Below are 14,309 nucleotides of genomic sequence, written 5' to 3' on the forward strand. Positions count from 1 at the left end.
TACAAAACTAATAAAAAAAGCATCTTTTAGCAGATGCTTTTTTTATTAGTTTTCTTTATTTTGTTGTTGGTCTTCTTTGAGAAGAGCCTTTCTAGACAGGTTGATACGTCCCTTTTCATCGATATCAGTAACTTTTACCTCGATTGTATCACCTAGGTTTACAATATCTTCTGTTTTATTTACTCTTTCTAGATCCAGCTGAGAAATATGGATTAGCCCCTCTTTTCCTGGTAAAACCTCAGCGAAAGCTCCATATTTTTCCACTCTTGTAACTTTTGCTTGATACTTTTTGCCAACCTCCACTTCAGCAGTTAAATCTTTAATAATTTTTAAAGCTTTATCTCCTGATTCTTGGTCGACAGCAGCGATAAACACCTTGCCATCAGGTTCTATATCAATCTTGACCCCAGTTTGATCTATGATTTGGTTTATCATTTTACCACCCGGGCCAATTACGTCCCTTATCTTATCAGGGTTAATCTTAAACTGCATAATCTTAGGTGCATATTTGGATAGTAAGGTATTTGGTTTATCAATTGTTTGCAACATTTTGTCCATAATCTTTAGGTAATTTCTTTTACCTGATTTTATAGCACTAGATAGTATGTCTTCATTGATACCTGCTACTTTTATATCCATTTGTAGAGCGGTGATACCATCTTCTGTTCCAGCCACCTTAAAGTCCATATCTCCTAAAAAGTCTTCCATTCCCTGTATATCTGTAAGAACTTGATGCTTGTCCTCACCTATTACCAAGCCCATGGCAATGCCTGAGACAGGTTTTTTGATAGGCACACCGGCGTGCATTAAAGATAGGGTGCTGGCACATACACTACCCATTGATGATGAACCATTAGATTCTAGAACTTCTGAAACTAAGCGGATTGTGTAAGGGAAATCCTCCTCAGATGGAATCATTGGTTCTAAAGCCCGTTCTGCTAAGGCACCATGGCCAATTTCTCTTCTACCTGGACCTCTCATAAACCCTGGTTCTCCAACAGAAAAAGGCGGGAAATTATAGTGATGTATATAACGCTTAGACTCCTCTAAGTCTATTCCATCTAAGATTTGAACATCTCCTAATGGTCCTAATGTACAAACACTTAGTACTTGAGTTTGTCCTCTTTTAAACAGACCAGAGCCATGAGTTCGAGGTAGTATATCAATCTCACAACTAATCGGTCTTATTTCATCAGGGTTACGTCCGTCTGGGCGAATACCTTCATTTAATATACTATTTCTTACCTCTTCTTTCACAATTATAGAAATAACTTCGCTAATATCTGCTTGTTTTTCTTCAAATTGATCGCCATAAAAGCCCTCAAGCGTGGTAAAAACATCATCTTTTACATTGTTAATATTGGTTTCACGCTCAAGCTTATCAAAGGTCTGAATAGCCTGTTTTAATGGATTGCTAGCAATCTCACGAACTTTTTGGTCAACTTCTTCATCTACTTTATGTAGGTGTACTTCCATCTTTTCTTTGCCAATTTCTGCAATTATCTTTTTTTGAAAGCTGACAATATTTTTAATTTCTTCATGAGCTTTCATCAAAGCTTCTAAAATGATATCCTCTGAAACTTCGTTAGCACCTGCTTCCACCATCATTATTGCTTCTTCAGTTCCTGCTACGGTAAGGTTTAAATCAGTATGCTCTCTTTGCTCAAAAGTAGGGTTTATAACAATTTCATTGTTAATTAATCCTACTGAAACAGCACCAACAGGTCCGTCAAAAGGAATATCTGAAATGCATAATGCTATAGAAGCACCGTTAATTGCTGTAATCTCTGGCAAATTATCTTGATCTACAGACATAACAGTACAAACTACATGGACCGCATTTCTAAAACCTTCTGGAAATAATGGTCTAAGTGGCCTATCAGTTAACCTCGCAGCTAAAACAGCTTTTTCTGATGGCCTACCTTCTCTTTTGATAAACCCTCCAGGGATTTTTCCAACAGCATAAAGTCTTTCCTCATAATCAACTGTTAACGGAAAGAAGTTTACACCCTCCTTAGCTTCCTTAGAAGCTGTGGCATTTACCAACACCGAAGTGTCACCGTACTTTAACATTGCAGAACCATTTGCTTGCTGAGAATACTTTTGGGTTTCTACGACCAACTCTCTCCCAGCAAAATTGTAACTATAAACTTTACTCATCGTCATCCTCCTTTCAGATAATATTATCCCTTTTTATAGGAATAATATGCCTTCAACACTATTTTGAATTTACTGAATTAAAAATAAAGCGGGATTAATCCCGCTTTATTTACTTTCTAATGTTTAGCTTTTCGATTAGGGTTCTGTATCTCTCGATATCTTTATCTTTTAAGTAGTTCAAAAGATTACGTCTTTTACCAACCATTTTTAGAAGTCCTCTTCTAGAATGGAAATCTTTTTTATGAGTTTTAAAATGATCGTTTAGTTGGTTAATTCTGTGAGTTAATACAGCGATTTGTACCTCTGGAGAACCAGTGTCTCCCTCATGAGTTTTAAACTCTTCGATTACTTTTTGTTTATCAAAAGTCATTGTTTCACCTCCTAAAATTTCTCCATTAGCCCAGTGTACCGTCGGTGAGTCGATAAACAGAGCGTAAGGAACTTAACAATAAAAAGTTTATCATATTTCTACCCAAATGTAAAGAATTACTATGTTAGAATCCTTCTGGCATCCTTTATATCGTTATTTACTTGATTTATTAACTCTATTTTATTTTCAAAGTTTTGTTCACTTCTTAAAAATTTAACTAAACTTATACATACCATTTTCCCATATAAAGTCTTTTCTAAATCGAAGATATGAACTTCCACACCATACTTATTGTTTCCTATAGTTGGCTTTGTGCCGAAGTTGGCCACCCCAGAAAAAGTTTTGCCATCCACCTTAACTTTAACAGCATATACACCATTTTTAGGGTATAAAGTGTTGCTATTAAGATAGAAGTTAGCAGTGGGAAAACCCATTTTCTTTCCCAAACCTAAACCACTAACCACAATCCCGGAATATATCGGATATTCTCCAGCTACATTATAGAATAATTGAATATCCCCATCTAATAAAGCTTTCCTAAGTAAAGTGCTTGATGCTACAACATTGTCAAAAGTTACTGCATCCAAAACTTCTGTATTAAACTCTGAATACTTCTTTAAAAATTTGGCGTTTCCTTCGCCATTTCTTCCAAAGCAAAAATCATATCCTATAACTAGTCCTTTACATTTAAGTTTGTTAATCAAAATTTCTTGCACAAATTTTTTAGGCGAATAACCAGCAAAATCCTTAGTAAATGGAATAATTATCAAGTAGTCTACTTCCGTTTTCTTTAGTTTCTCCACTTTTATCTCTATGGGGTTAATCACTTTAAAATCAGGAACAAAAAGCGACTGAGGATGGGGAAAAAAAGAGATTATAACTGAACTGCCTCCAGAGCTTTTTGCTTTTTCCTTAACCTTTTCCACTAATTGTTTATGACCCTTATGGTAACCATCAAAGTTACCTATTGTAACAAAAGAACTCCCTTGAATTAGTTTGATTTTTTCTAAGCCAAATATAACTTCCATTTCACCCGCTCCTCTTAAGCATAAACTTTAGTAGGTTTAAGGCTACCTCTTGCTGAATTAGCTAGTGCCAAAAAATCACCTTGCCTATTGTAAAGTCTTACTGTTCCTTCTACTTCAGTATCTATATTAACCTTCCTACCGTGGATAATTGCTTGACTGCTATCATCATCTAAAGTTAGTTTAGGAAACTTTACTAACACCGTGTCTAATGGAAAAAGCATTTCCGGCACTTTGTCCTTTTCGATTTGTGATAGAGGAGTTGCTGTCTCAATATTAAAAGGTCCAACTTTTGTTCTTAGTAAAAAAGACATTAAACCACCATACCCAACTACGTCACCGATATCTGTACAAAGCGATCTTATATAAGTGCCCTTTGAACAAGTCACATCAATATAAAACTTATCCTGTTTAAAGGGGGTGTCAATCAACTCTATTTTATATACCTGCACCTTCCTAGTTGGCACCTCTACCTCTTTTCCTTGACGATAATACTCATAAAGCTTCTTGCCTTTAACCTTAATAGCTGATGCCATTGGTGGCGTTTGTGTTATTTCACCAACAAAACCATTTAAAATTTCTGTTAGAGCATTTCTTTCTAAACTAAAATCTTTTGGCAGTTCTTGTTTTGTTACGTTTCCGTATAAATCGCCAGTGTCAGATTTTTCACCTAAGGTTACCTCAGCTCTGTAAACTTTATCAAAATCCATGACATACTGACTGACCCGTGTCGCTTTGCCAATACAGATAGGCAGCACACCAGCAGCATTAGGGTCTAATGTACCGGTGTGCCCTATTTTTTTAATTCCTAATTTTTTTCTTAGTTCAGCCACTACCTGATGAGATGTTTTACCAGGGGGCTTTAAAACATTTATAATACCATCCATATTAGAGATTAATCTTCCCTTCTACAACTTTTATAACGTCTGCTAAAATTTCACCGGGATCGTCATTTTTAAGGCTAAAACCTGCGGCCTTTTTATGACCCCCTCCTCCGTAGTAGCGACAAATCTCTCCGACATCAGCATCTCCAGTGGATCTAAAGCTAAACTTCATAAAATCACCTTCACATTTTACCAAGATAGCAATCTTCACACCTTCAATATTTCGTAAATAATCAACTAAGTCATCTGTCTGCTGGAAATCTGCCATCCCATGAGACAAAAGGTCATCTATGGTTACTGTAAGAACTGCAATGGTACTATCGTTATAGACCTTAATTTTATTTAAGAATGATGATAAGAATTTATAATAGTTTAGACTTTTTTTCTCTAAGTTTTGTTTAAATATAGAGGGATTTACTCCTGTTTCCAATAATTCTCCTGCTATAACATGAGTTTTTGGACTAGTGTTCTCATAGCAGAAGAAACCAGAATCAGTGACAATACCTAGGTATAGACAGTTAGCCATCTCTAAAGTCAAGGGAATATCCAAAGCCTTTAAGATATCATAGACAAGCTCTGCAGTTGCAACTTTAGATTCATCTAGGTAGTTTATGTTGGCAAAGCTTGTGTTTTTAGGATGATGATCAATATTTATAGAGGTAGTAAAGGAGGATAGCTCAATTCCCTGTTCTAAAATTCTTTGTTCATCACTGCAGTCTAAGACAATTAGACAGCTTTTATGGTTAGTCGGTTTGTCAGATGAGATCAGGCTCATTTCATCTAAAAACAGAAACTGTTTAGGGACAGTTTCATTACAATATAATGAAACTGTTTTCCCTAAAAATTTCAAACCTAAACCTAAAGCAACCATCGAACCAAGACAATCGCCATCAGGCCCGGGATGTCCAACTAGAGTAAATTCTTTTTGATCCCTTATTGTATTTAGTAATGCTTTGAAATTACTTGCCATCATTAATGTCCCTAAGAAGCTTATCAATTTTATTTCCATACTCTAAAGAATGATCAAACTTAAAAGATAGCTCTGGCACATGTCTTACTTTCAAACGTTTACCTAGCTCTGATCTGATGAAGCCTTTGGCTTTTTCCACTCCTTTGAGCGTGTCAGTTTTTTCCTGCTCTGTCCCATAAACTGTGAAATAAATTGTACATTCTCTCAGATCATTAGTAACATCTACGCTTGTAATGGTTAAAAAACCTACTCGTGGATCTTTTAAACGTTTTTGAAATATATCGTTGGTCTCAATCTTAATAGCCTCTGCAAGCTTTATCGCTCTTTGTTGAGACATATTCATCACCTCGTTAAACTGGTTTGACTTCCTCTTCAGTGAAACATTCAACAATATCTCCATCTTTGACATCATTGAAGTTCTCTAATAATATACCGCACTCGTAACCTGTGCTTACTTCCTTAACGTCATCTTTAAAACGCTTAAGAGTGTCTAATTTTCCTTCATATATTACAATGCCGTCTCTTATTAATCTTACACCATAGTTTTTAACCATTTTACCTTCAAGAATATAGCTTCCAGCTATGGTTCCAATTTTTGATGCTTTAAAAGTTTGCCTAACTTCAGCTTTTCCTACAAACACTTCTTCAAACTCGGGTTCTAAAAGACCCAGCATTGCTTTTTTCACATCTTCTATTGCATCATAGATTATTCTATATAATCTAAGGTCAACACCATCTTTTTTGGCAGCCTTTTGAGCACTAGAATCCGGTCTAACATTAAACCCTATAATAATTGCCGACGAAGCAGATGCTAACATTACATCATTTTCTGTTATTGCGCCCACTCCAGTGTGTATTACTCTAACATTTACATTTTCGTCAGAAAGCTTTTCTAAAGAATGTTTAATAGCTTCAGACGAACCTTGTACGTCCGCTTTGACGATTATATTTAGATCTTTAATTTGACCTTCTTGGATAGACTTAAATAAATCATCTAAAGAAACTGCTGAGCTATTTTTCATAAGGTCACTTTTATCTTTATCAAGTTTTTGCTGAGCTAGATTACGAGCATTTTTATCATTTTCCATAGCTCTGAAATTTTCACCGGCTTGCGGTGCCTCTGAAAGGCCTAGGATTTCTACAGGGGTCGATGGCTTTGCCTTTTTTATTTGCTTGCCTTTATCATTAATCATAGCTCTCACTTTACCAAATGCAGTTCCACTAACTATGGAATCACCAACAGATAATGTTCCCCTTCTTACTAGCACTGTAGCTACGGGGCCTCTACCCTTATCCAGCTTAGATTCAATAACTGTACCACTTGCTAATGCATTAGGATTTGCCTTTAGCTCCTGCATTTCAGAAACTAAAGTAACCATTTCAAGCAAGTTATCGATACCTTCGCCTTTTAGCGCAGATAGCTCAGCAAATACTGTTTCGCCACCCCAATCTTCAGGAACTAAATTATAGTTGGTTAGCTCTTGCTTTATTTTTTCAACATTGGCATTTGGTCTATCAATCTTATTAACAGCCACTATGATAGGAACCCCAGCTGCTTTTGCATGGTTTATTGCCTCTACAGTTTGAGGCATGACGCCATCATCCGCTGCTACTACCAAAATTGCAATATCTGTAACTTGTGCTCCTCTTGCCCTCATCGCTGTAAAAGCGGCATGGCCTGGTGTATCGATAAAAGTTATTTTACTATCATTAACTCTTACTTGATATGCACCAATATGCTGTGTAATTCCACCAGCTTCACCTGTAGTAACTTTTGTATTTCTAATTGAGTCAAGAAGGGTTGTCTTTCCATGGTCAACATGCCCTAGTACTGTAACTACTGGTGAACGTGGCTTTAAATCTTCAGCCTTATCATCAAATTCCAACTTATCTTCTTGCTCATCATCTTCAGACTTAGTTTCAACTGATGCTCCGTACTCTAGAGCAACTAGCTCTACTGTATCTTTGTCTAAAGACTGGTTTACTGAGGCCATAACACCTAAGCCCATTAACTTTTTTATTATGTCTGTAGAACTTACATCTATTTGTTCTGCTAACTCAGCTACTGTAATGCTATCATTTGATAAAATTATTTTATTATTCATTTGATCATCCTTTGTTGACTGTGATTGTTGTTTATTATTTTGTTTTTTGCTTCTTTTTTTGTTCTTTTTCTTCTTTGTTTTTGTCTTTTTCTCTTCTTTTTCTAAGTCCTGCTCGTTACCTTCTATAGGACTTTCTTCCGAAGACTTGTCTTCTTTGTCATTGGTAAATAGGTTAAAAACTTCTTCAACCTCTTGCTCCGACAAAGTGCTCATATGATTTGACACTTCTAATTTTGAACCTTTCAATTGCTCAATTAGCTCTTTACTTGTTATAGATAAATCCTTAGCTACTTCATACACTCTATACTTTTTTGTCATAATAAAACCCCCATTATTCTACTCTATATTTCCACCATCCCATTTTTTTAATATTGCTTTTGCAAACCCTTCATCAGCTGTAGACACAACACTAACATCACCTTTTCCTAGAGCATTTCCTAGTTCTTTTCGGCTATATTCTTCAATGATGGGAATATTTTTCGCACTTGCCTTTGTATAAAACTTATCTTTGGTATTATTGCTAGTATCTTTTGTTATAATAACCAATCTTGCTTTATCAGCCTTTATACTTTTTTCAACTGCTGTACTTCCTAAGTTCAATTTACCAGCTTTTCTTGCAAATCCTAATAAGCTAATCACTTAGTCTATCCTCAAGGGATTGATATACTTGATGAGGCACAGCAGTTTTTAAAGCTTTGTCAAGCCTTTTAGATTTATACGCTTTTTTAAAACAATCGATTTCCGGGCAAATATATGCACCTCTACCTGGCTTTTTTCCTGTTGGATCGATAGTTATATCACCTTCTTGGGGTTTAACTACCCGAATGAATTCTTTTTTTGACTTCATCTCCTGACAACCTACACACATCCGTTGGGGAATTTTTTTCTTCTTCATTGGAAAAGCACCACCTTAAAAACTACTCTTCTAGTTGACTTTCACATTTTATATCAATTTTCCAACCTGTCAGCTTAGCTGCTAGCCTGGCATTTTGCCCTTCCTTACCGATCGCTAAAGAAAGTTGATCATCAGGCACAATCACCCTACTCACCTTTTCATTTTCATTAGGTACTACATCCAAAACTTTTGCTGGACTTAAAGCCTGAGATATGTACTCTTTTGGATCGTCACTATACTTAATTATGTCGATTTTTTCACCTCTAAGCTCAGACACTATAGCCTGAACTCTCATGCCCTTAGGGCCTACACAAGCCCCTACAGGATCGACATCAGGATTTGACGATGCAACCGCTATCTTAGAACGATATCCTGCTTCTCTAGAAACAGTTATAACGTCAATAATTCCATCGAAAATTTCAGGTACTTCCTTTTCAAACAACCTTTTTACCAATCCAGGATGACTTCTTGAAACAAAAATTTGCGGCCCCTTAGAGGAGTTTTTTACCTCTAAAACATAAGCTTTGATATTTTGGTTCATAACATATTCTTCGCCATCTATTTGTTCCGCTGGTGGGAGAATCGCCTCTGTCTTTCCTAGATTTATGAAAACATTTTTTTGTTCTATCCGCTGAATAAGACCAGAAACTATATCCTCTTCACGGTCCACAAACTCTTCATATACTATTGTTCTTTCAGCTTCCCTTAACCTTTGAACTACAACTTGTTTTGCTGTTTGAGCTGCTATTCTTCCATACTTTTTAGGGGTCACGTCAAGTTCCATTTTGTGACCAATTTCCGCCAGCTTAGAAATTTTGCGTGCATCCTGCAGTGCAATTTCTAAGTTTTGATTTTCCACAACTTCAACAACCTCTTTTGTTGCAATCAACTTAACAATGCCATCTTCTTTGTTGATTTTTACTGTAACGTTGTCAACGTTACCATAATCCTTTTTATAAGCAGCTAATAGTGCAGCTTCTAACGCATCATACATTACTTCTTCTTTAACACCTTTTTCTCTAACAATATCCGTGATTGCTTGTAAAAACTCATTACTGTCCAAACCGGACACCTCCTTAAAACTTTATTGTTAACTTAACGTTTGCTACTTCATTAAAGTCTAGGACAAACTTTTCTTCCTTGTCTTCATCATAGATGTGAATTTCATCGTCGAAAAGTCCTTCCAGCGTACCAACAAAAACTTTTTTCCCGCCGATTTTTTTATAGGTCTTAACCTGAACTAAATGGCCTTTAAAGCGCGAAAAATCCTCAGGTTTTTTTAAGGGTCGGTCTAATCCGGGTGAAGAGACTTCCAAAAAGTACTGTTCTTTTATGGGGTCAGCTTCATCTAAGAAGGTGCTTATCTTCTCATTAACTTTTGCACAATCTTCTGTAGTTAGTTCACCTTCTAAGTTTTCAATAAAGATACGCAAATAGCTAAAACCGCTCTCTTTAACTAATTGAACGTCTACAAGGTCAAGACCTAGTTCTTTAACTACCATTTGTGTATAAGAAGCTACCTGGCTTAATACATCTTTTTTCATTTTTTGTTCACCTCTTAATGTTTCTTATATAACAATAAAGAGTGGGGATGCCCCACTCATACAGTACTCCTATAAAATTGTACCATTTTTTAGGGAGCATTGCAACTGAGTTAAAATAAAGAAAGTTGGTTAGTATCAGGAAGGCCATCTAAACAACCCATTTCCTTTAGAGTTGCAATAACAGTTTTGGAAAGCTTAGTCCTCTTTTTAATATCTTCGATTGACAAAAACTCTCCTAACTTTCTAGCAGAAACTACGGTTCTTGCTGCATTTAAGCCTAAACTGGGAACGGAAACTAACGGCGGCAACAACGCATTTCCATCAATAATAAATCTGCTATCATCTGACTTATAGATGTCAACCGGTAAAAACTTAAATCCCCTTAAATACATTTCTAGACAAATCTCTAACATTGTTAACACTGATTTTTCTTTTGCAGTAACGTTATTACCTAGCCCTTTCAACTCTTTAAGCTTGGATTTAATTGAAGGCAGACCACCTTGCACTAGTGTAACATCAAAGTCTGTAGCACGCACAGAAAAGTAGGCGCAATAAAAGGCTAAGGGGTGATGAACTTTAAAGTAAGCTATTCTAAAAGCCATAGTTACATAAGCAACAGCATGAGCTTTAGGGAACATATATTTTATCTTTTTACATGAATCTATATACCATTGGGGAACCTCGTGCTTTTTCATAGCGGTTAAAAATTCATCGGTTAGACCTTTCCCTTTTCTAACTGATTCCATAATTTGAAACGCCATTGAAGGTTCTAAGCCTTTGTGTAAAAGATAGGTCATTATATCATCTCTTGTTGATATAACTTGAGATAAAGGGGCAATATTATTTTTTACAATATCTTGTGCATTATTCAACCATACATCTGTTCCATGGGACAAGCCACTTATGCGAAATAACTCCGAGAGGGTATTAGGCTTAGTGTCAACCAACATTTGCCGTACAAAAGAAGTCCCAAACTCTGGAATTCCCATACTTCCAACCTCAGATCCTAAGTCTTTTGAGTCTATCCCTAAGGCCTCAGTAGATGAAAATAACGACATTGTTTTAGGGTCGTCTAAAGGAATCTTTTGAGCATTTACGCCCGTCAAATCTTCCAATAACTTTATGACTGTTGGGTCATCATGACCTAAAATATCTAACTTTAACAATCTGCTACTAATGGCATTATAATCAAAGTGTGTTGTAATTGTATTTGATTTTTTATCATCGGCGGGATGTTGCACAGGACAAAAATCGAAAATACTCTTATCATTTGGAACTACCATAAGGCCGCCGGGATGCTGACCTGTTGTTCTTTTTACTCCACTACAGCCGCTTACTAACCTGTTAGTCTCTGAGGTACGTTTTATAAGTTCTTTATCTGAAAGATAATTTTTTACAAAACCGTATGCTGTTTTTTCTGCTATTGTTGAAATTGTACCAGCTTTAAAAACATACCCTGTTCCAAAAAGCTCCTCTGTATATTTATGAGCAATTCCCTGATACTCACCTGAGAAGTTTAAATCAATATCAGGTACTTTATCGCCATCAAATCCAAGGAAAACTTCAAAAGGAATGTCATGGCCATCTTTTACTAGATTTGTATTACACTTTGGACATTCCTTATCCGGAAGATCCACCCCAGTACCTACTGAACCATCTTCTATAAATTCACTATACTTGCACTTTGGACATCGATAATGCGGGGGCAGTGGGTTAACCTCTGTTATATCAGTAAAGGTAGCGACCAAAGAGGAGCCAACAGAGCCCCTTGAACCAACTAAGTACCCGTCACTTAAGGACTTTGCCACTAACTTATGGGAAATATAATATATAACACCGAATCCATGTTTTATAATGGAACCTAACTCTTTTTCTAATCGTTTTGCCACTAAAGGTGGAACCGGGTTTCCATACAGTTCTTCGCTTTTTTCTTTACACATCCTTTTGATTTCAGAGTCTGCATTTTCAATTTTGGGTGTGAAAAGCCCATCTGGTATTGGCTTAATATCCTCTATCATATCATTAATCTTTTGTGGGTTTTCAATAACAATTTTCTTTTGTAACTCTTTTGGTAAATATGAGAAGTCAGAAAGCATTTCCTCTGTTGTTTTAAAATATAGAGGTGGTTGTCTGTCAGCATCAGAAAATCCTTGGCCTGTCATTAATATTTCTCTATAAACACTATCATGTTCATCTAAAAAATGGACATCGCCAGTAGCTACTACCGGCTTATCTAGTTTTTCGGCTAATGAGATGATTTTTTTGTTGATTTGCTGGATTTCTAACTCACTATTTACAATGTCTTTATCTATAAGAAAACGGTTGTTGTTAATTGGCTGTACCTCAAGATAATCATAAAATTTTGCAACTTCCTCTATATAACTTTCTTCTTCATTGTTAAGATACATCTGAAATATTTCTCCTGCCTCACAAGCCGAGCCTATTATTAACCCATTTGATAGGTTTTTAATAAGGGCTTTGCTTAGTTTGGGTTTTTTATAAAATAACTTAGTATGTGCAATGGATATCAGCTTATAAAGGTTTTTTAACCCTTCATAGTTTTTAACTAGTAAAATACAATGAAATGCTTTCTTATTTTTAAGTTTCTTATCAGAAGGGATAAGTGACAAAGATTTCAGACTGTTAAAACCTAATTCCTTACTTTCTTTAAATAGTTCAAGAAGAAGTAACGCAGTTGCCTTACAGTCATCTTCGGCTCTATGGTGATTTTGTAAGCTAATATTGTAATGGTCTGCTAATGTATTTAGTTTATAATCTTTAACACCTGATGTAAGGAGTCTACTCAAATTTAAAGTATCAAGAGCTAGATAATTAAAGTTAATACCTTGTTTTTTGCAGGCTGAATCCAAAAACCCTAAGTCAAACTTTGCATTATGGGCTACCAATATAGAGTCACCACAAAAATCTTTAAACTGTGGGAGCACTTTATCCAAAGTGGGGGCTCCATCGACATTTTCGTTAGTTATACCAGTAATTTCTGTGATTTTTCTGGGAATATCCTTACTAGGTTTAATAAAGGAGGTGAAAGTTTCAATAATATTACCATTTTCAATCTTAGCTGCTCCAATTTCAATGATTTCATCTGTCTTGTTATTTAGTCCGGTGGTCTCAAAATCAAAAACAACATATGATAATTTTTCATAATTATCGTCGTTTAGTTTCGTTTTATCTCCAAAAAACACTTCGTTTTCTTCATCCTCAACCAAATATGTTTCTACACCATATATAACTTTAATATCATTGTCTTGGCCTGCCTGTGCCGCATCTGGAAAAGACTGCACAACACCATGGTCTGTAATGGCAATCGCTTTGTGATCCCACTTAGCGGCTCTTTTGATTAAATCTTTGACAGTAACTGTCGCGTCCATAGTACTCATTTTAGTATGGGCATGAAGCTCAACTCTTTTATCCTCAGCATCATCCATTTTAACGGTGGGAGTAAAAGCATTAATTGAATTTGGGAAAAACGTCAATTCTTGACTATACCTATCCGGTTGAACATAGCCAAACACTTTTACATAATCTCCCTTGTTTAAGCTAGGACGCTGTTGACCACTTTCTAAAAAGTATTTGCAGGTAATTGAGTCAGTGTTGTCAGTAATATCAAAACTAAGTAAAGTTCTACCAGTTCTAAATTCGATATATTCCATATTAAATATCATTCCTGCCACACTAATATTTTTATCCTCTTCTATAATCGTCGAAATGTTAATAGGTTGTTTAGTAATTTGCTTGCCGACAATTACATGACTTGTTTGACCAGTTATTTCTTTTGACTCTTGTTTTTTATTGTCTTTTATTTTCTTCTCTAGTGTCTTTATATAGTCTTCTTCTTCTTTTTTATGTGTATTAGATACTTTGCTTTTTTGCTGAAGAAGCTGTTGATTTAAAGTAATGCTAACTTTAGCTTCACACTGTATATGTTTTCGTATAAATTTTTCTAGCCATGCTGCTAATCCGTTTTGCTGAGCACAGAAATAATGAATTTTATTGGGTATGGATAGTTTCACTAAAATACCATCAACATCTATCTTCCAGTTTTGCGTACTGCTTTTAAAGGCAGGAAAATCCGTTTCAATTCGCTCCAAAATATATTTTTCATTCATTCTAATTAAATTAGACAAATTGCTTGCTTTAAAGTTCCCCTGTATACACACACCTATTTTAACATCAGGAACAACTAAGCTAAGCTGCTTCTTTAACTCTTTAAATGAGTCCTCGCAATAGTTTAATTCACTGATATAAACAACCCATCTGTTATGATGGGTTGAAACTGAAATCTTATTAATTTTTAATGATTGCTTAGATAAAAATTTTTTAGCTTCCATAGAAATC

General features: G+C 35.6%; 12 protein-coding genes. All 12 read right to left on the reverse strand.

The genetic code is table 11. The annotated features are described in order from the left end of the window. Positions 1-45: 45 nt before the first annotated feature. The 12 genes from PRVXH_RS06840 to PRVXH_RS06895 all read right to left on the reverse strand — a co-directional run bounded on the left by PRVXH_RS06840 (position 46) and on the right by PRVXH_RS06895 (position 14,302). A complete protein-coding gene (locus PRVXH_RS06840; RefSeq protein WP_353892043.1) occupies positions 46-2,160 on the reverse strand; it encodes a polyribonucleotide nucleotidyltransferase in 2,115 nt (704 codons plus the stop codon). Between the two features lie 109 nt (positions 2,161-2,269). Continuing rightward, complete coding sequence (gene rpsO, locus PRVXH_RS06845) at positions 2,270-2,530, reverse strand: 30S ribosomal protein S15 (RefSeq protein WP_353892044.1); 261 nt, start codon at positions 2,528-2,530, stop codon at positions 2,270-2,272. Between the two features lie 119 nt (positions 2,531-2,649). Then, positions 2,650-3,558, reverse strand: a complete 909-nt coding sequence (locus tag PRVXH_RS06850) for a bifunctional riboflavin kinase/FAD synthetase (protein WP_353892045.1) — start codon at positions 3,556-3,558, stop codon at positions 2,650-2,652. Positions 3,559-3,572: 14 nt separating this feature from the next. Next, complete coding sequence (truB, locus tag PRVXH_RS06855; protein ID WP_353892046.1) at positions 3,573-4,442, reverse strand: tRNA pseudouridine(55) synthase TruB; 870 nt, start codon at positions 4,440-4,442, stop codon at positions 3,573-3,575. Between the two features lies 1 nt (position 4,443). Beyond that, positions 4,444-5,436, reverse strand: coding sequence for a bifunctional oligoribonuclease/PAP phosphatase NrnA (locus PRVXH_RS06860; protein WP_353892047.1), 993 nt, complete (start codon positions 5,434-5,436; stop codon positions 4,444-4,446). Beyond that, a complete protein-coding gene (gene rbfA, locus PRVXH_RS06865; protein ID WP_353892048.1) occupies positions 5,399-5,746 on the reverse strand; it encodes a 30S ribosome-binding factor RbfA in 348 nt (115 codons plus the stop codon). Before rbfA ends, PRVXH_RS06860 begins: the two co-directional genes overlap by 38 nt. A 13-nt stretch (positions 5,747-5,759) precedes the next feature. Further along, entirely contained in the window at positions 5,760-7,832 is a 2,073-nt protein-coding gene (gene infB / locus PRVXH_RS06870) for a translation initiation factor IF-2 (protein ID WP_353892049.1), read from the reverse strand. A gap of 18 nt (positions 7,833-7,850) precedes the next feature. Beyond that, positions 7,851-8,153, reverse strand: a complete 303-nt coding sequence (locus tag PRVXH_RS06875; protein ID WP_353892050.1) for a ribosomal L7Ae/L30e/S12e/Gadd45 family protein — start codon at positions 8,151-8,153, stop codon at positions 7,851-7,853. Further along, positions 8,146-8,409, reverse strand: coding sequence for a YlxR family protein (locus PRVXH_RS06880; protein ID WP_353892051.1), 264 nt, complete (start codon positions 8,407-8,409; stop codon positions 8,146-8,148). The genes PRVXH_RS06875 and PRVXH_RS06880 overlap by 8 nt, the downstream gene beginning before the upstream one ends. A 22-nt stretch (positions 8,410-8,431) precedes the next feature. After that, the gene (gene nusA / locus PRVXH_RS06885) at positions 8,432-9,472 is read right to left on the reverse strand and encodes a transcription termination factor NusA (protein WP_353892052.1); all 1,041 of its coding nucleotides are present in this window, start codon (positions 9,470-9,472) and stop codon (positions 8,432-8,434) included. 13 nt (positions 9,473-9,485) lie between these two features. Further along, positions 9,486-9,953, reverse strand: coding sequence for a ribosome maturation factor RimP (gene rimP / locus PRVXH_RS06890; RefSeq protein ID WP_353892053.1), 468 nt, complete (start codon positions 9,951-9,953; stop codon positions 9,486-9,488). Positions 9,954-10,063: 110 nt separating this feature from the next. Beyond that, positions 10,064-14,302 (reverse strand): PolC-type DNA polymerase III, encoded by a 4,239-nt coding sequence (locus tag PRVXH_RS06895; protein ID WP_353892054.1) that lies wholly within the window; start codon positions 14,300-14,302, stop codon positions 10,064-10,066. Positions 14,303-14,309 lie beyond the last annotated feature (7 nt).

The organism is Proteinivorax hydrogeniformans, assembly GCF_040515995.1.
In the GTDB taxonomy this organism is placed as follows: domain Bacteria; phylum Bacillota; class Proteinivoracia; order Proteinivoracales; family Proteinivoracaceae; genus Proteinivorax; species Proteinivorax hydrogeniformans.